Origin of the sequence: Melittangium boletus DSM 14713 (assembly GCF_002305855.1) — a bacterium.
Lineage (GTDB): Bacteria > Myxococcota > Myxococcia > Myxococcales > Myxococcaceae > Cystobacter > Cystobacter boletus.
In genome coordinates this window covers 6,083,333-6,101,410 of record NZ_CP022163.1, presented here as the reverse complement: position 1 = coordinate 6,101,410, position 18,078 = coordinate 6,083,333, and the positions used below count along the sequence as shown (strand labels likewise).

Below are 18,078 nucleotides of genomic sequence, written 5' to 3'. Positions count from 1 at the left end.
GCTTAGAAGGAGAAGTCGCGCTCGAAGATTTCACTGTTGCCCACGCGGACCATCAGGTGCGCGGAGCGGCCGCCCGCGGTCCCCAGGTCGAACTCGAGACCGTCCGGGCCCACCTGGGGCTTGAGCGTGGGCTTGCCGGGGACCAGGAACACGGCCGCCGTCACGGCGCGCCCCCCTAGAGGTTGAACCAGGAGCCGGGCCCGCTGACGCTCCCGTACGAGCACCACGCGGAACTCCCGACGCTCCTCCAACACATCCCGCTGCTCGGAGTGGCGCGCGGCACCGGGCCTCCGGCCTGGCGGCTCGGCGGCCCGTGAGGTACGCGCCGCGGGGATGGGGCGCTCCTGCTCCGCCATCGCCTTGTCGATGGCCTCGTCCCCCTCCTCCAAGGCCCAGATGGCCTGGGCACATTCCAGGCACTTCTCGGTGTGCCCATCGACCCATTTGAGCTCCACCGCCGACAGGGTGCCCATGTCGAAGCGCCACAGGTCCTCGGCGCTCAGGTGCCGCTTGGGAGGTGTCTCCACCGGGGCGCTCCGGGACAAGTCCGACTGGCACTCGGAGCAGGTGCGCAGATGAGAGCCGGGGCGATCGATACGGGGGCTCAGGGCCGAGAGAAATTCGTCACAGTCGGAGCGCGCGGTGAACCACCAGGCCCGGGAGCGTTCGTCGGCATCCAGGAGATCGCGCTCCGCCCGGCGCTGGGCATTGAGCGGGATGAACCAACGGGCCTTTGGCTCCAGTACCCCGTCCAGACGCCCAAATCCCTCGCGCAAGGCCTTCAACCGCGCCGCCGCGTCCCCGGAGAGCGCGCCGTGAATCGACTCCCACACGGAGATGGCCCGGAAGGCGGACTCGGCCCGATCGCGCGCGGCAAGTCCCTCGAAGGAGGAGGCGCGCCAGACGTCCGCCTCGTCCACGTCCTCGCCCAGGGCGGCCTCGGCGGCCTCCTCCGCGGCCCGGAGCAACGCGGGCCGGAGCGCCTCGGGCTCCTGCGCCCGGAGCCAGGTCTCGATGTCCCCGGAACCCAGTCCCCGCAGGGCCTGCTCGACACCCTCTCGTCCCAACCGCTCGCCGCGCCGCAGCAGGTCTCCAATCACCACCAGCGCGCCGTCCTTGGGAAGTCCACCCCGCGCGAGTTGCTCACGGTGGGACTGATAACGAGAGAGTGCGTCAACGACCATGGGGGTACCCTCCTCCGGGTACGGTGGGGCTCACTCGTGCCCGCCCTCCTGTTGGAGGTCGAGCAGATAGAGCCGCAGGTAGGCCTGTGCGCGGCTGACGCGCTTGTACGAATTGACCACGCTGATGTTGAGGCGCCGGGCGCATTCCTCGTGGTCCTCTACGTCCTGGTGGTGGTACAGGTCCCACGCACCGGCTTCCTTGGGATGTTCCTGTTGCAGGCGCTCGTACGCACGCCAGTAGAGTTCCTGGGCCTCGGAACGCTCCTCACGCCGGCGAGAAGACTCCACCGCGCGGGACAGCTCCGCGGGAGACTCCTCCTGGGCGTTGTCGGGGTCCGTCGCGGCGGGGGCGAGGTCCTCGCGCTGCCGCCGGTAGAAGTCGATGGCCACGTGCTTGACGATGCGCAGGAAGAACGTCTTGGGAGACGCGCTGCGCCCGGGCATCTGCTCGGACACGCCCCGGAATTGGTCCAACCCCCGGTCGAGGAACTTGCCGACCGCGTCCTGGTAGAGCTCATCCGCGTCCGCGGGCGAGCCCCGGCCATAGCTGGCCTGAATCTTGGTGACGACATAGCGGGCCGGCCGGGCCCAGCGCTCGCAAAGGGAGCCGAGGGGCTCCCCCACCGCCCCACCCGTGGCGCGACGTTGGAGTACCTCTGCGAACAATTCGTCATCCGTGAGATCGTCGAACACCGGAAGGTCCTTGGAGCGCCGCCAGGAGGCACGAGCCCCTCGCCAGGGCGGGGTGGGGTTCGGTGATACGGCGGTTCAAGGTAGCACGACGGCATCCGAAGGCGGCCTCCCGATGACACGACCCCCGGATATCCGACAACCGCCGTCAGGGGAGGGGTCGAAAACAGCGACGCCCGGGCCCGGGGATTCCTGACGGGGAATTTCCGGTTCCTTTTCCGGCCGGACATTCCCGGAAGAACGCTCCGCCGCCCGTCAGGAAACACGGCGCGCCGCGTCCCTGACGAACAGGGGGACACCCGGCAGGAGAGGCCCTACACGCAGGGGGTTCGACTCCTCCCATCCCTCATTACACGCGCTCGGCCAACGACTCGATGGGCCGGCGCGGCAAGCGCACGCCAAAGGTCGTGCCCTCGGGGGAAGTGGAGCGCACGTCGACGGTGCCCCCGTGCGCGCGGATGAGGTGGTCCACGATGAAGAGCCCCAAGCCGATGCTGCGGCTCGTCCGATCCGACTGCTCGTTCCCCCGACGCATGGGCTCGAACAGGTGTTCCTGGACCTGGCGCGGAATGGGCTCGCCCAGGTTGTGGACCTCCATGCGCACGGCGTCGCGGTCCCCCCAGGCGCGCACCGTGACGGGCGTGCCCGCCGGGCTGTATTTCAGCGCGTTGGAGACCAGGTTGGTGATGACCTGCGCCACCCGGTCCGTGTCCCACGCGCCCTGGCCATCGCCGTCCATCTCGATGCGCACTTCCCGGTCGGGAAAGGACATCTGCACCTCGTCCACCACGAGCCGCAGCAGCGGATGCAGGTCCGACATCTCCCGATGGATGACGATGCCCCCACCCAGGCGCGCCTGCGTGAAGTCGAGCAGATCCCTCACCATGCGGATGGTGCGCTCGGCCGAGGAATGCACGCGCACGAGCGTCTTGAGGATGCGCTCGTCCAGGTCATCCCGGCGCAGGAGCAGGGACACGCCCAGGGAGATGGCGGTGATGGGGTTGCGCAGATCGTGGCTGACGATGCCGATGAGCTGCTGCTCGAACTCCGAGCGCCGCCGCTCCTCGGCCCGGGCGCGCTCCTCGGCCTGTTTCTTCTCGCTGATGTCGCGGAAGAAGATGGCGATGCCACCCTCGCGCGTGGGGTACACGCTCACGTCGATCCACATGCTCAGCGGGGCGAAGAAGTCCTCGAAGTGCGCGGTCACCCGCTCGCTCATGACGCGGTGCAGCTCCGCCCAGGACTTGCCCTTGGGCGACACCAGCTCGGGCCAGACCTCCCAGAAGGAGCGCGTCAGGGTCTCCTCGCGCTTGCGCTGGGAAAGGCGCTCCTGGCTGCTGTTGACCAGCAGGATGCGGAAGTCCCTGTCGAGCACCATCAGCGCCTGGCCGCGCTCCAGCACCTCCAGGGCCGCCTGGAGACGCGCCTCGGCGATGCCGGTCAGGGCCCGCTGCTCGGTGAGCCGCTTGCGGATGTCCTCCTTCTCCACGGCGTTGCGCACCGCCCGGTAGAGGCTCTCCGGGGTCACCTCGGACTTCACCAGATAGTCCGAGGCTCCGCCCTTGAGCGCCTCGACGGCGATGCGCTCGCTCCCTCGCCCGGTCACCATCACCACCGGGGGACGCAACAGGCCCTCCTCGTCCACGAGCCGCCTGAGGAACTCCAACCCGCTGAGTTCGGGCAGGTCGTAGTCCAGGAGAATGCAGTCCACCTGCTCACGCTTGCAGTACGCGAGTGCGTTGTCCGCCGACTCCTCTTCGATGAAACGGTAGGAGTACTCTCCCATCTCCTCCAGGTAGGTCCGGAACACATCCCGATCCTCCGGGCTGTCCTCGACCAGGAGGAGCGTCAGCAATCGGGAATTCATCCGCGCGCGACCTCTCGGCCATCGTCTTCGGGCATCACGATGTGGTCCAGCCAGAACTCCTTGAAGAGCCGGATCATTCTCTCGAATCTCGGAAGATCCACGGGTTTGAGGAGATAGCCACTGGCGCCATGCGCGTAGGCGCTCTGCACGTCCTTGGGATTGTCGGAGGTGGAGAACACGAGCACCGGGATGCTCTTGAGGTGCCGGTCATTCTTCACGTGCTCGAGTACCTGCCTGCCGTCCAGGCCAGCGAGGTTCAAATCCAGGAGGATGAGCCCCGGACGGGGCGCCGCGCCCGTGGACGCGTAGCGACCCGTCTGGCCCAGGAACTCCAAGGCCTCCTCTCCCTCCGCGCAGCGATAGAGGGGGTTGGGGATGGACGCCCACTGGAAGGTCATCTGGAGCATGTCGAAGTCCTCGTCGTTGTCCTCCACGACGAGGATGGGCAGCGCGTGGTTCATGGAAGCCCCACCGCCTTCTCACTGCCCAGGGTGAAGAAGAAGGTGGAGCCCTCGCCGGGAAAGGACTCCAACCACATGCGGCCGTTGTGCCGCTCGATGAGGCGCTTGACGATGGTCAACCCCGTACCGGTCCCCCCGCCGTATTTGTCGCGCCCGTGAAGCCGCTTGAAGATGCGGAAGATGGTGTCGTGGTACTCGGGTTTGATGCCGATGCCGTTGTCACGCACGAAGTAGACGGTGCCGAGCTCCGGCTCCTCCCGGAAGCCGATCTCCACCCACCTCAGCTCCTTGTCGTTGTACTTGATGGCATTGGTGATGAGGTTGGTGAAGGCCTCCATCATCCGCACCCGGTCGCACCGCGCGGAAGGCAGCGGAGCGGGGATGCGCACCTCGGCGCGGGCCTCCTCGATGCGCGGCTTGAGCGATTCCAGCACCGAGGTGAGCACCTCGTTGAGATCCGTCTCGCGCAGCGACAGCTCCATGCGGCCCACCTGGGCGTAGTGCAGGAGCGAATTGATGAGGCTTTCCATGCGCTGGGTGAGCCGCACCACCGTGTCCATGCGCGTGCGGTTGGAGGGCTTGAGCGCCTCGGCATCCTCGCGCAACACCAGGCTCGCGTAGTTGTGGATGCCGCGCAGGGGCTCCTTGAGATCATGACTCGCGGCGTAGGCGAATGAGTCCAGCTCCACGTTGCTGCGCTCCAGCTCCGTGTTGAGCTTGAGCAGTTCCTCGCTGCGCTCGAGCACGATGTCGATGATGCTGCGGCGCAGATCCTGGGCCGCCTCCAGCTCGTAGTCCTTCCAGGGCAGGGACTTGCCCCGCACCGTCTCCTGCCAGAGAGCGAAGGACTTGCGCGGGTGCAGCCGCGGCTCCTCGCCCTGGACGTCCACGGGCTTGTGCGGATTGCCGCCCCACTCCACCGTCTGCACCACCTCGGGACGGAACCACAGCACGTAGTGGTGGCGGCCCCGGGACATGGAGGCGGCGATGAGGCCCGCGGCCACGTCCTTGAAATCCTCCGACTCCGGATAGTGCTTGAGCAGGCAGCTCGTGGAGAAGACGTCCTGGGACTCCGGCCTGCCCGCCAGCCAGCGGAAGAGTCCCTGGAGTTGTTCATCCGAGGGCGCCTTGCCAAGGATGGTGGTGCGGCCGTTGAAATAGACGGCCGCGCCCGAGGCCCCCGTGAGTTCCAGCAGCTCGGGCGGGGAGCGGCAGAGCTCCGCGGCGAAGTCGAGGCCGCGCGTCATGCGCTCGAGCAGCCGGCCCTGGATGGACTTGGCCCGGATGCGTTGATCGTAGTTCTCGTACCCCTCCTTGGTGGCGAGGAACGAGGACATGAATTGACCCACGAACTCGCACGCCGTGCGCACCTCGTAGGGCAGGTACTTCGCGCCGGACATGTGCGTGCAGGAGATGAGCCCCCAGAGCCGCCCTTCCTTGATGAGCGAGATGCTCATGGAGCAGCCGGCGCCCATGTTGCGCAGGTACTCCAGATGGACGGGGGACACGCTGCGCAGCACGCAGAAGGACATGTCGAGCGGTCCCTGGGCGGCCTCGTCCGGCAGCGAGAGGATGCGCGCGGGCACATAGTGCACGGCCGGGATGATGCGCAGCAGGTTGAGCAGGTACAGCTCACGCGCCTGACGGGGAATGTCCGAGGCGGGAAAGTGCAGCCCCATGTACGGATCGGCCGTCTCCACCCGATCCTCGGCGAGCACCTGGCCATTCCAGTCGGCGTCGAAGCGGTAGATGATGACGCGATCGAAGCCCGTGAGCCGGCGCACCTCGCGCGCGGCCTCCTCGCACAGGGCACGCAAGTCCCGCGCGTCCCGCAGGCGGGACATGGCGCCCCGCGCCTGGTGGTAGAAGCCGAAGAACGGAAGCGCGTCCTGTTGGGTCGAGGGCTCCAGTTCCAGGAAGAGCCGGCCCTGGTGGCGGTGCGCGATGCCATCGAAGAGCCGCGTGGAACCGTCGTCCTGGATGGCGAGCTTGAGCGGGTTGTTGTCCTCGAGCCGGTCCGACAGGAGGCTCGCCCGGATGCTCCGCGCCTGGGACTCCGGCAGCAACGACTCCAAGGACCTGCCCAGCAGGGAATGAACGGGGATGCCGAGCAGGGCCTCGGTGTTCTCGCTGGCCTGGCAGATCGTCAGCGACGGCTCGCGCAACACCAACAGGACGCCGTGGGGCTGGATGGCCCCCGGAATATGGATGGGCTCCCGCTCACAGGTGGAGAGATCCGCCGCCAGGTGCGTCCCAGCCACATCCGTGCTCATTGGGTTCATCTCCAGACGGCCCGCCTCGAATGTTTACCGCCAATCCTCCGGAGCCAAGGACTGGAAAAAAGGGAGCCTGGACGCGGCGCGCCTGGACATACCCAGGACATGCCTAGGACACGCCGACGCGCGCCGAGGCAAGTCCCGGTAATTCCACCCGGAAGGTCGCCCCACCCCCCGGAGTGTCCTCCACGAGGACACGGCCTCCGTGTGCCTCCACCCATTGGCGGGTCACCCAGAGGCCCAGGCCCAGGCCGCCATAGCGCCGCACGGGCACGGCCCGCTCGAAGCGGTCGAAGATGCGCGGTTTGTCCTCGGGAGAAATGCCCATGCCATGGTCGATGACGCACAGGTTCATCCGTCCCCGCTCGTCCTGCTCGAGCGTCAACTCGATGGGCTTGCCCGTGCCGTACTTGATGGCGTTGTGCAGCAAGCGCTCCACCACCTGCGCCAGACGATGCCGGTCGACACGGCCCATGAGCGGGCTATCGGCCTGAAATGTCACCGGACACTCCGCGTGCTTGAACTCGTCCCGCATGCGCGCCACGACTTCCGCGACGAGGCGTGACAGATCCGTCTCCTCCAGACGCAGCTCGAAACGTCCGTTCATCAACTCCGAGACATCCAGCAGCGTCTCCACCAGACGCGCGAGACGACGCACGTGTTTGCCCGCCAGGAGGATGCGCTCGCCCACGCTCGTGCGGGCCTCGGGGGAGAGGTTGCGCTCGATGAGTTCGAGCTGGAGACGGAAGGCCGCCAGGGGGGTCTTGAGTTCGTGGCTCGCCGCCGAGAGGAATTCATCACGGGCCCGAAGGGCTTCCTGGAGCCCCTGCGCGAAGGCCTCCTGGTGCACCAGCGCGCGGCGCGTGCGGGCCAGTTCCAGGTTCGAGCGCACCCGGGCCAACAGTTCCCGGGCGCTGAAGGGCTTGATGAGGTAGTCGTCCGCTCCCGCCTCCAATCCCTCCACGGCGGACTCCTCGCCCGCGCGGGCCGACAACATGATGATGGGCAACGTGCGCGTGGCGGGCGCCTCACGCAGCGCGCGCAACAGGCCAAAGCCCCCCAGCCGGGGCATCATCACATCCGTGAGGATGAGATCGAAGGGACGCGAGAGGGCCGACTCCAATGCCTCCTGGCCATCCGCGACGGCCTCCACCTCGAAGGAGACGGAGAGGACACGCCGCACGTAGTCGCGCATGTCCGCGTTGTCGTCCGCCAGGAGCACCCGCCCCTGGGGAGGCGACACCGGGGGAGCGGGCACGTCCTCTGGCTTCATCGCGGCGCGCGCGCCATCGGACCAGCGAAGGGCCTCGTCGACGAAGAGCTCGGCGCCCGTGGCGGTGGACTCCGGGGCCTCGGGATGCCGCACCCGCTGCTCGGGCAGGTGTTCGTGGCCCAGGGGAAACTCCACCGTGAAGCAGGTGCCCTGGCCCTCGGTGCTGCGCACGCCCACCACGCCGCCGTGAAGCAGCACGAGTTCTCGCACGAGCGACAGGCCAATGCCCGTGCCCTCGTGGCTCCGGCTGCGCGCGCCCTGCACCCGGTGGAAGCGCTCGAAGACATGGGGAAGCTCGGCGGCGGGAATGCCCGTCCCGGTGTCCTCCACCTGGAAGAGCACGTGCGCCTCGTCTTCCCGCAGGCTGACGCGGACGTCCCCCTCGAAGGTGAACTTGAACGCGTTGGACAGCAGGTTGAGCACGATCTTCTCCCACATCTCGCGGTCCACCAGGACGGGCCGCGCGAGGGGAGGACAATCCACCGTCAATCGAAGCCCGGCCTTTTCAGCCGCGGAGCGGAAGGCGCTCGCCAGGTCGACGGTGAAGGCGGACAAGTCCGTGGGCTCGAAGAATGCCCGGGCGCGTCCGGACTCCAGCCGGGAGAAGTCCAGGAGCGAATTGACGAGCCGCAACAGGCGCCCGGCGTTGCGGTGGATGACGCGCAGCTCACCCCGTTCCTCCTCGGCAAGCCCCTCGGAGGCCAGCAGATCCTCGAGCGGCCCCAGGATGAGGGTCAGCGGCGTGCGGAACTCATGGGAGATGTTGCTGAAGAACGTCGTCTTCGCCCGATCCAACTCCGCGAGCGCCTCGGCCCGCCGCCGCTCCTCCTGGTAGGCGCGGGCACTCGCGAGCGCCGTGGACACATGTCCGGCCACCAGCTCGAAGAAGTTCATGTACTCGGAGTCCAAGCGCAGCCGCGCGCTCACGCCCAGCACCAGCAGGGCCACGGCTTCCGGTCCCGCGGCCATGACCTGGCCGGAGCGCGCCAGGGGCAACACCCATGCGCTCGGGGGACGCTCGGGCCAGGGCCCCTTCGGTACATCCTCGCCAAAGCGCTCGACGAGGCCGTCCACCCGAAGCGGCGCACCCCGCTCGAGCGCCGCGGCGAAGGGCCAGGGAGCATCCTCCTCCGAGAGCGACAAGGACAAGGGCGCGAGCCGGGTGCCCGAGCGCATTCCACTCGTCGCCACGAGGCTCGCCCGCGTCCCACCGCCTTCCAACAGGTAGAGCGCGGCGAAGGGCACGTCCGAGAGGTTGTCGCCCAGCACGCGCAGACACGCGCGAGCCGCTTCCTCGAGCGAACGAGCCTCGGAGGTGAGGGCGCGCAGCGTGGACAACCGGCGCGCGCCCAGCACGCCCCGTGTCACGTCGCTCACCGCCTGGAAGATGCCGCCCACCTTGCCCGTCTCGTCGCGGATGGGGCTATGGGAGAAGGTGAGGTACACCTCCTCGATGAGGTCACCCCGGTCGAAGAGGAAGAGCTGGTTCTCCACCCAGCTCGCCTCTCCCCGGTGAAACGCCCCCTCCACCATGGGCCCCACCATGAACCACACCTCGGGCCAGGTATCGCGCGCGCGACCGCCGAGCGCCTGGGGATGCTTCGCCGGGCCGAGGATGGGGCGGAAGGCATCGTTGTAGATCTGTACCGATTCGTCTCCCCAGAGAATGAGGTAGGGGAAGCGCGAGCCCAGGCAGATGCTCACCGCGGTCCGCAAGCTCTGGGGCCAGGAGGCGATCGGCCCAAGCGGTGTGAGGCTCCAGTCCTTGGCACGAATGAGCGCACCCATCTCGCCGCCACCCGCGAGAGCCTCGTCCGTCATGTGGTGCCGTTCCTTCATCCTGGACACCTTCTGGTTCCACGGCTCATCGGTGGGTGTTTCATACAACGTCCCCACGCCCGGATTGCTTCTTTCTCGGGGTTACCCCGCTGGAGCCCCGCCCGCCTGCCCTCCTCGTCAGGAACGAGGCGCCGCCGCGTCCCTCGGCCAACGCATCGCGAAGGAGTGCATATGACCCCCCACGACACGACCCTCCCCGAGACCCAACGCGGCCCGGCGGAGAAGCTGTTGGAGCTGGTGCTCGGCGGCTCGGCGCACCTGTGGCACAACCGCCCGGGCCTGGATATCCAGGGTGTCTGGTATCCCGCACAGGGCGCCAGCGAGGAGCTCGTGCGGCGCGGCACGCCCGTGGCGCCGGGCCTCTTCGTGCCCGCGGCGGTGAAGCTCTACCGCCAGCTGTTGGACATCTACCGGCTCAACACGGACCTCCTGGCGCACTTCGCGTCCTATGCCCTTACCCAGACGGACTGGCGCGACCTCAAGGTGGCCACGAGCGCGTTGATGCTCGTGCAGGGCCACTCGGGCCAGCCCATCCGCGAGCCGGACGGCTCCATCGCCTTCCATGACGACGACCTGCGCGCCATCGGCGAGGCCATGCTCCTGCACTACGAGCGCAAGTCCACGCGCATGCTCACGCCCAAGGCGGTGCTGCGGGTGGCCGAATTGCTCGAGACGCCGGAGATCGCCCGGCTCAACCGCGAGGCGGGCTTCGGTGACCCCGCGGCCCGCAAGCCGCCGCTCGGCCGGTGGAAGGTGGTAGCGACCCGGTGGTTGCGCGCGCGCGAGCAGAACCCGGCCCTGCTCCAGGGTCTGGTGAAGGCGGGATACAAGAGCACGCTCCAGCGGATCGCCCGCAAGGCGGGTTACAAGCCGCTGACGCAGGCCTTCTTCGAGGTGCTCGGCTGGAAGCAGAAACAGGCGGCCACGGGCCACCGCACGGTGGGGCTCGCGGGGCTCCAGCTCATCAAGCGCGAGCGCTTCGATGGACTGAGCGAGGCGGAGATCTGCGAGCGCATCGAGCACGAGCACCTGTCCTTCAAGGAGGTCGTGGGGCGGCTGCCCGCGGACGTGGGCCTGACGCCGGCCATCCTCGCGGCGCTCCTGCCGTCCTTGTCCAACAAGGACTTGTTGATGATGACGCCCACGCTCGAGGCGCTGGGATTGATGGCGGACGCGGACATCCGCGCACGCTGGGAGGGAGCGGTGCGGGCGGCGAGCGATCAACGGGCGCTGCACATCGTGAAGAACGTGCGGGGCCAGGAGCTCAAGGCGAAGCTGGAGGAGGCGAGCGACAACGCGGCGCGGGCGGCGGTGAAGGAGGCGACGGCGGAAACGGACGTGCGGGTGATGTTCCTCATCGACAAGTCCGGCTCCATGCAGGGGGCCATCAAGCAGTCCAAGGAAGCGCTCACGCGCATTCTGGCGGGCTTCCCGATGGACAAGCTGCACGTGGCCACGTTCGACACGATGGGCACGGTGCTCAAGCCCAAGGCGGCGAGCCGCACGGGCGTGCAGCACATGCTCCGGGGAATCGAGGCCGGCGGCGGCACCGTGCACGGAGCGGGAGTGCACGCGCTGCACTGGGCGGGAGTCCAGATGCCCGGAGAGGCGAAGCTCATCGTCATCGTGGTGGGTGACGAGGAGGGAGAGGACGGGGCGCAGCTGGCGAGGACCTTCCGCGACTGCGGCTACGACGTGAGCGCCCTGGCGTTGATCGTGAGCGTGGCCCACTCCCGGGGCACGAGCGTGCGCACGTGCTCCACCGCGCTGCGGGTGCCGTTCAGCGAGGTGTCGGTGGATCAATTCGAGGACCCGTACCAGGTGCCTCGCGTGCTCAAGGCGCTGCTGGACGCGCCCGTGGCCCGGGGGCAAGCCCCCGTGTCCGGCTGGGTCGAGCGGGTGATGCGCACGCCCCTGTTGAAGGTGGCGTGAAGGAGGAGGCGTCGTGGACTACCGGAAGTTCCTCGGACAGGGGGAGACGTGGGTCCTGCCCTACTTCGGCGGCCCCCACGTCGAGCTGCCGTCCCGGCGCCTCCGGGTGTCCTCGCCGCCGCCCGCGCCGGGGTGGTGGCGCTTCGACGTCCGGGGGCGCACCGCCACCGCGCGGGAGCCCGCCGGACCCGAAGGACTCGAGGGGTTGCCGCTCGTACGCGGCCACCTCTGGGGAACCCGGCTCGTGCACACCCGGGCGGAGGCGGAACCGGTCCGGCTGCTGCCCGACGAGGAGCCCCCGCGCTTCTCCCCTCTGCGCGCCCGGCGATGGCATGACGGCACGCTCGTCTACGAGGCCACGGACTTCGAGGACGAAGCCGAGGCCACCGCGCGTGCGCGCTGGGAAGAAGGAGGAACCCTCGCGGAGGTGAAGGCCGTGCCGGCCTCCCTGCGGGCGGCCTTTGGCTACGCGATGTTGGAGTCCAGCGCGCACAGGCTCGGTGTCCCCTTCGCGCCCGCCGAGGTGCGAGGTCAGGTGCTGTCCGTGGCGGAAGCGGGCCTTGTCGCGGCCGAGGCACGCATCACCTCGCGGGTGGAACGCGCGTTGGATGCGGCGGGCGCACGGCTGCTCGACCTGCGGCGCCGGGGAGCGGGCCTGTGGGAAGTGACGTTCAGCTTCATGGGCGAGCGCTTCCAGAGCCTCGTGGAGGCGGACACGTTGGGCGTGGTGGACGCGGGCATCTGCCTCGCGGGAGAGGATCGGCTCGTGACGTTGGAGAGCCTGCCCTCGGTCATCCGCGAGGCCATCAAGGAGGACGTGCTGGTCATCACCCGGCACGCATGAACCATGAACCCGCGCGAGGTGTGTCTGCTCATCGGCCGTGGGGGGGAGGTGCTGTGGAGCGAAGCCTCCGACAGCGCCGTGTCCCTGCCGGACTCCCGCGCCCGCTGGGAAGCGCTCTGGCGGCTGCGCGGCGAGGTGGAGGAGATCGCCCACAGCCATCCCCTCGGCCCCCTGGCCTTCAGCGCCGAGGACGAGACGACGATGGAGGCGCTCCTCCTGGCACTCGGGCGGCCCCTGCGTTTCTCCGTGGTGGCGCCGGGCGGCACCCTGCTGCGAGCGGACGGACGAGAAGCCCTCCTCGCGGAGGAGCCTCCCTGGGTGGCGCTCCTGCGCGCCCACTCCGGAATGACGTAGGCGGTGGGCTACAGGCGGACTTCCAGCTTCTTCCAGTCCGCCGCCACGTCCACCAGGAGCACCCCGTCGACGAAGCGGTGCTCCCGCGCGCCGAGCACTTCGCGAGGCTCGGTGAGCCCATACAGGCACAGCGTCTCCGTGTCGCGGGACGGGGGCAAGGCGCCCTCCGTGCTCCGCTCCAGCACGAAGAGGTCCTTCGTCCAGTCCCCGCTCAGCCGCGTCGTCCGCGACGCGCCGTAGCCCTCGCCCGCGTCCTCGTACAGCGTGCCCTCCACGCGCGCCGCCACGTGGATGTGCCAGGTGAGGTGCGTCCAGTTGGCCGAGGTGGTGTGCTGCGCCGGCTCGGTGAGGGCGAGCGCGCCACCCGCCCGCAGCCACATGGGCGCCGTGCCCAGCGGCGCCTCGGCGAGCACGTGCTGCTTGCCCTCGACGGGCTCCCCCGTCTGGCCGAGGTCGAAGAACGGCAACCACCGCCCCTCGGGCAGGTACACGTGCCGGTGCGTGCGGCCCTGGCGCACCACGGGAGCCACGAGCAGATCCCTTCCGAAGAGGAACGCGTCATCCATGCGCAGCGCCTCCACGTCTCCCGGCGCGTACATGACGAGCGGCCGCAGCGCGGGCAGACCCTCCTGCGAGGACTCGTGCATGAGCGAGTAGAGCGTGGGCAGCAGCCGGTAGCGCCGCTCCAGCCACTCGCGGGCGAGGGACAGGTAGGGCTCGCCGAAGCGCCACGGCTCCTGGTAGGGCGTGCCCTTGGCGGAGTGGTTGCGCATGAGCGGGTAGAAGGTGCCCAGTTGCATCCAGCGCACGAGCATTTCCCCGCTCGCGCGGCCCATGAAGCCGGGGATGTCCGCGCCGGTGAAGGACACGCCGGACAGGCCCAGGCCCAGCATCATGGAGATGGACAGCTCCAGGTGCGACCAGTAGCTGGAGTTGTCACCCGTCCACACGGCCGAGTAGCGCTGGATGCCCGCGAAGCCCGCGCGGGTCAGGAGGAAGGGACGCCGCTCGGGAGCGAGCCGGCGCAGGCCCTCGTAGGCCGCGTGCGCCATGCCGAGCGCATACACGTTGTGCACTTCCAGGTGGCGCTTCTCCCCGTGCCGGGCGTCGTGCGGCAGCGTGGGGCCCTCCACCTTGTCCTTGTCCGCGGCGGGCGCGGAGTTGATGGAGAAGGTCTCGTTGGCGTTGACGAGCCGGAAGCAGGCGGGCTCGTTCATGTCATTCCAGAAGCCGGAGATGCCCGCGTCCACGAAGCCCCGGTGCAGGCCGCCCCACCAGGAGCGCACGCTCTCGCGCGTGAAGTCCGGGAACACGGCGGGCTTGGGCCACACCTCGCCCACGAGCACGCTGCCCCGGTCATTGCGCACCAGGTGGTCGCCCGCGAGCGCTTCGTCGTAGACGCGGTAGCCCGGCTCCTGCTTCACGCCCGGATCGATGATGGTGACGAGCTTCACGCCGAGCTGGGCGGCCTCGCTCGCCAGGCCCGCCGGGTCCGGATACCGGGCCTTGTCCCAGGTCCAGACCTTGTAGCCCTCCATGTAGTCGATATCGAGGTACACGCAGTCGAGCGGCAGCTTCCGGGAGCGGTAGCCGTGAATGACGGAGCGGATCTCCGCCGCGTTCTCATAGCCCCAGCGCGACTGCTGCGCGCCCAGGCTCCAGAGCGGAGGCAGCGGCTGGCGGCCGGTGAGCGCGGTGTAGCGGCGCACCACGTCCGCGGGCATCGGGCCCACGAAGACATAGGCGTCCAGCTCGGGACCGGAGGACTCCCACCGCACGAGCGAGGGGTCCTCGGAGGCGACGTCCACTTCCATCCGCCACGACTCGTCGAGGTACAGACCCCAGGCCACGCCGTCGCGCAGGCCGAGGCTGAAGGGAATGGACTGATAGAGCGGATCCGTGTCCGGGTGGTGGGGCACCACGTCCGTGTTCCAGAAGACGAAGCGCATGCCGCGCTTGTCGAGCGCCCCGACCTTCTCTCCGAAACCGAGCCACGCCTCGTCCGCGGGCGTGTGCAGGGCGAGCCGGGAGCGGAAGCGCGTCACCGGGTAGTCCGGCATCGCCTCGCCCGAGAAGCCCTCACACCGCGACAGTTCCCGTCCAGAGGCGTCCTTCAGGCTCCAGGAGCCCTGATCCAGCCGGACCTCCACCGACAGCTCTTCCGTCCCCACCACCGCCACCTGCGCCTGGGCCTCGCGGCGGAAGGACAGCGGCCGCTGCGCGTGCTCCACCACCGCGAAGGACTGCTTGGCGGGCAGTTCCCGGGGACCGTGCGCGAGCCCGGAATGGCTCAGGGCCGGAATGTGACGCAGCCGCAGCACCCCCGGCAGGGGGCTGCGGATTTCCAGCGCGGAGCGGGGACCCCAGAAGGTGACACGGTTCGGTTCGATGGAGATGTCGTCGAAGCGCATAGGGGCGCGGAGCCTACGCGTTGCGGCCCGCCCCGTGGCAACCCTTCCGTTGCCCGCGTGGTTATCCGCTGGGGATGCTCACACCGGCTGTGGCTCGATGCGAGACGGCAACCGCTCCGTCGACGGTTGGGATTCCAGGGCCTGCTCGATGCTCGCGACACCAAAGGCCCGGGGCTCGATGCGCTCACGACCCGAGAAGACCCCGCGAGCACGGGACAAGAGCCACCCGAGGCCCTTCACCGCATCCCGGGCGATCCGCCGGGGCGCCTCACGCGAGAGCAGAGGAGGGCTGCGCTGATCGATTTCCGCCCGGCCCATCGTCAACCCGTTCACGCCAATGCCCTCCGAGTACACCATCTCCCCGCCCAGCCACGCGCTGTAGCCCACGAGGGCGAGCGAGCCCATGCCCATCAGGCTCGAGGCGAGTGACGCCGGGCGGCCCGTGCGCCACGCGGCGATGCCCAGGGCCCCCAGCACGATGACGGCGTTGGTGAAGCCATGCAGGAACATCATGTCGCGCGTCTTGGGTGTGTCGGCCTTCACCTCCTGCGTGGCGGCCAGACCGGCGAAGCCGGCCAACATGCCCCCCGCGGCGGTGGTCCACCACAGGATGCGGGACGTTTTGTCCAGGACCGGGCCCCGGGAGAACGCCGCCGCCACGTCGATGACCGCCGCCGAGGGCAGCAGCGTCAAGGGCGCGTGGATCAACATGGGGTGCAACTCCTGTACACGCATCTTCATGGGAACCCTCCTCGTCCCGGAAAGCTTGGGGCGCCCACGTCTCCCGACAACCCGCTCCACCGGGAACCCAGGAGGCCGAGCATCCCAGCGGGCCCGAGACGCCCTTGCGAACGGCGCTCTCCGTGCAGTGGACGAGACCTGGCCTGGCTTGTCATGGTCGCGCCATGCGAATAGCTCGTCTGCTCACCCTGTCGGCGGTGACCTTCGCGACGCCCGCCTTCACCGCTCCCCCCGCCAAGCCCTCCATGACGAAGCCCGCCGAGACGAAATCCCCCGAGCCCCCTTCCACCTCCCTGGAGGCCGAGACCCGCGCCTGGCACCAGAAGCGCGTGGCCAACCTCACCGCCGAGGACGGCTGGTTGTCCCTGGTGGGGCTGCATTGGCTCGAGGAGGGCGACAACCGCCTGGGTTCCGCCGCGGACAATGACTTCATCTTTCCCGCCGGGACGCCCGCGCACATCGGCACCCTGACGCGCAAGGGGAGCCAGGTGACGTTCACGCTCCAGCCCGGCGTCACCGTCACCCGGGGCGGCCAGCCGTTCAGCGGCGGCACGGTGGGCACCCGCGAGGGCCCCGAGGACATCCTCGGACTCGGTCCGCTGCGCTTCTACCTCATCCCCCGGGGCGACAAGCTGGGCCTGCGCGTGAAGAATCCCGAGGCCCCCGCGCGCAAGCAGTTCCACGGCATCCCCACGTGGCCGGTGAGCGCCGCCTGGCGCATCGAGGGCCGGTTCGAGCCCGCGGCGTCTCCGCGCAAGCTGGCGGTGCCCACGGTGCTCGGCACGGTGGAGGACATGAACTCGCCGGGCACGCTCGTCTTCCAGGTGAATGGCCAGGAGTACCGGTTGGATCCCGTCCTGGAGTCCGAGTCGGGCCCGTTCTTCGTCATCTTCGGGGACCAGACCAACCGCACCGAATCCTACGGAGCGGGCCGCTTCCTGTACGTGGATCCTCCGAAGGACGGCCGCGTGGTGCTGGACTTCAACCGCGCCTACAACCCGCCCTGCGCCTTCTCGCCGTACGCGACGTGCCCCCTGCCGCCCGCGCAGAACCGGCTGAAGCTGAGCGTGGAAGCGGGCGAGAAGCGCTACGGCGATCACTGACGCGTCAGGAAACCGCCCTCCCGGCACGTCCCTGCGAAGGATCTTCCGGGAGGCGGGACATGACGACGCTCAACATCACCTACAACGGCTTGTCCTCGGACGTGCCCCTGGAAGTGGACGGGGCCGTGTCCGACGCGGACGTGCGGCGCATCGCGGTGGAGATGCTCGGGCTGCCGCGAGAGGACACCTTCCAACACTACGTGGTGGACCGGTTCCGCGGACCCCGGGGCGAGGAGCGCATCTACCTGCGCCCCAAGGTCCCCTTCGGCGCCTGAGGAAAAGCCCCCATGCGCATCCTCTTCTGTGGCGTGGGCGCGGTGGGCTCCACGGCGGCGGTGCTGTGCCGCAACCTCGAGGCCACGCTCGTCTTCATCGACTTCGACCGCGTGGAGTCCCGGAACCTGCTCGCGCAGGCCTTCGTGAAGCCCTCGGTGGGCAGGAACAAGGCGGAGGCGTTGAAGCTCCAGCTCCTCAACCTGTACGGCGTGAAGTCCGAGGCGGTGGGCGTGCGGCTGACGCGCGACAACGTGGAAGCGCTCTGCCAGGGCGCGGACCTGCTCGTGGACTGCTTCGACAACCAGGCGAGCCGGCTCGTCCTGAGTGCGTTCGCGCGCGCCGCGGGCAAGCCCCTCGTGCACGGCGCGCTCGCGGCGGATGGCACCTTCGGGCTGGTGCGGTGGGAGGAGCGCTTCGTTCCGGACGCCGAGGACTCGCCGGGCCAGGCCACCTGCGAGGGCGGTGAGCACCTGCCGCTCATCGGCCAGCTCGCCGCCACGCTCGCGCGGGCGGTCCAGGACTTCGTGAAGCACGGCGCCCGCCGCGATGCCCTGGTGGGACTCGCGGCGGTGACGCCCACGACGGCGTGACTCAGCGCGCCGCTTCCTTCGAGCCGACGACGGTCATGTTCATGCCGATCTGCACCGAGACGGGCTTGCCATCGACGGTGACGGTCGTCTTGCCGTTGATGTACCAGCCGAAGGAGCCGGTCGAGAACGACTTCACCTCGGCGAGCATCTCCTGGCCGTTGATGGTGACCTTCAACGGCTCGGCCTTCTCGAGGAACTGCGACAGGGACACGGGGCACGGGGACTTGGCCATGGGCC

General features: G+C 69.0%; 15 protein-coding genes. 6 read left to right on the top strand and 9 right to left on the bottom strand.

The window, feature by feature from the left end; all coding sequences use genetic code 11:
• Positions 1 to 2 precede the first annotated feature (2 nt).
• From MEBOL_RS25565 to MEBOL_RS25540, 6 genes are all read right to left on the bottom strand, one after another.
• Positions 3 to 1,184, bottom strand: coding sequence for a hypothetical protein (locus MEBOL_RS25565; RefSeq protein ID WP_095979912.1), 1,182 nt, complete (start codon positions 1,182 to 1,184; stop codon positions 3 to 5).
• Positions 1,185 to 1,214: 30 nt separating this feature from the next.
• Positions 1,215 to 1,877 (bottom strand): RNA polymerase sigma factor, encoded by a 663-nt coding sequence (locus MEBOL_RS25560; RefSeq protein ID WP_095979911.1) that lies wholly within the window; start codon positions 1,875 to 1,877, stop codon positions 1,215 to 1,217.
• 346 nt (positions 1,878 to 2,223) lie between these two features.
• Positions 2,224 to 3,741 (bottom strand): sensor histidine kinase, encoded by a 1,518-nt coding sequence (locus MEBOL_RS25555; protein WP_095979910.1) that lies wholly within the window; start codon positions 3,739 to 3,741, stop codon positions 2,224 to 2,226.
• Positions 3,738 to 4,202, bottom strand: coding sequence for a response regulator (locus MEBOL_RS25550; RefSeq protein ID WP_095979909.1), 465 nt, complete (start codon positions 4,200 to 4,202; stop codon positions 3,738 to 3,740). Before MEBOL_RS25550 ends, MEBOL_RS25555 begins: the two co-directional genes overlap by 4 nt.
• Complete coding sequence (locus MEBOL_RS25545; RefSeq protein WP_095979908.1) at positions 4,199 to 6,475, bottom strand: ATP-binding protein; 2,277 nt, start codon at positions 6,473 to 6,475, stop codon at positions 4,199 to 4,201. The genes MEBOL_RS25550 and MEBOL_RS25545 overlap by 4 nt, the downstream gene beginning before the upstream one ends.
• A 112-nt stretch (positions 6,476 to 6,587) precedes the next feature.
• Entirely contained in the window at positions 6,588 to 9,572 is a 2,985-nt protein-coding gene (locus tag MEBOL_RS25540; protein ID WP_095979907.1) for a hybrid sensor histidine kinase/response regulator, read from the bottom strand.
• 189 nt (positions 9,573 to 9,761) lie between these two features.
• On the opposite strand from MEBOL_RS25540, the gene MEBOL_RS25535 reads away from it, so the two are divergent.
• From MEBOL_RS25535 to MEBOL_RS25525, 3 genes are read left to right on the top strand one after another with little or no spacing between them, the layout of a single operon-like run.
• Positions 9,762 to 11,522, top strand: a complete 1,761-nt coding sequence (locus MEBOL_RS25535) for a vWA domain-containing protein (RefSeq protein ID WP_095979906.1) — start codon at positions 9,762 to 9,764, stop codon at positions 11,520 to 11,522.
• Positions 11,523 to 11,535: 13 nt separating this feature from the next.
• Entirely contained in the window at positions 11,536 to 12,366 is an 831-nt protein-coding gene (locus tag MEBOL_RS25530) for a hypothetical protein (protein ID WP_095979905.1), read from the top strand.
• A gap of 3 nt (positions 12,367 to 12,369) precedes the next feature.
• Positions 12,370 to 12,720 carry a Mov34/MPN/PAD-1 family protein gene (locus MEBOL_RS25525; protein ID WP_095979904.1) on the top strand — a complete coding sequence of 117 codons (351 nt, stop codon included), beginning with the start codon at positions 12,370 to 12,372 and terminating at the stop codon, positions 12,718 to 12,720.
• A gap of 8 nt (positions 12,721 to 12,728) precedes the next feature.
• Here the strand turns inward: MEBOL_RS25525 and MEBOL_RS25520 are convergent, their stop codons facing one another.
• Both MEBOL_RS25520 and MEBOL_RS25515 read right to left on the bottom strand, forming a co-directional pair.
• Positions 12,729 to 15,131 (bottom strand): glycoside hydrolase family 31 protein, encoded by a 2,403-nt coding sequence (locus tag MEBOL_RS25520; RefSeq protein WP_095979903.1) that lies wholly within the window; start codon positions 15,129 to 15,131, stop codon positions 12,729 to 12,731.
• A gap of 78 nt (positions 15,132 to 15,209) precedes the next feature.
• Entirely contained in the window at positions 15,210 to 15,872 is a 663-nt protein-coding gene (locus MEBOL_RS25515; RefSeq protein WP_095979902.1) for a DUF2231 domain-containing protein, read from the bottom strand.
• Positions 15,873 to 16,036: 164 nt separating this feature from the next.
• Between MEBOL_RS25515 and MEBOL_RS25510 the strand changes: the two genes are divergently transcribed.
• The 3 genes from MEBOL_RS25510 to MEBOL_RS25500 are packed head-to-tail and all read left to right on the top strand — an operon-like array spanning position 16,037 to position 17,841.
• The gene (locus tag MEBOL_RS25510; protein ID WP_095979901.1) at positions 16,037 to 16,975 is read left to right on the top strand and encodes a DUF1684 domain-containing protein; all 939 of its coding nucleotides are present in this window, start codon (positions 16,037 to 16,039) and stop codon (positions 16,973 to 16,975) included.
• Positions 16,976 to 17,034: 59 nt separating this feature from the next.
• Positions 17,035 to 17,250, top strand: coding sequence for a hypothetical protein (locus MEBOL_RS25505; RefSeq protein ID WP_095979900.1), 216 nt, complete (start codon positions 17,035 to 17,037; stop codon positions 17,248 to 17,250).
• 12 nt (positions 17,251 to 17,262) lie between these two features.
• Complete coding sequence (locus MEBOL_RS25500) at positions 17,263 to 17,841, top strand: HesA/MoeB/ThiF family protein (RefSeq protein ID WP_095979899.1); 579 nt, start codon at positions 17,263 to 17,265, stop codon at positions 17,839 to 17,841.
• Position 17,842: 1 nt separating this feature from the next.
• On the opposite strand, the gene MEBOL_RS25495 is transcribed toward MEBOL_RS25500, so the two are convergent.
• On the bottom strand, positions 17,843 to 18,073 hold the full coding sequence (locus MEBOL_RS25495) for a hypothetical protein (RefSeq protein WP_095979898.1): 231 nt from the start codon (positions 18,071 to 18,073) through the stop codon (positions 17,843 to 17,845).
• Positions 18,074 to 18,078: the final 5 nt, after the last annotated feature.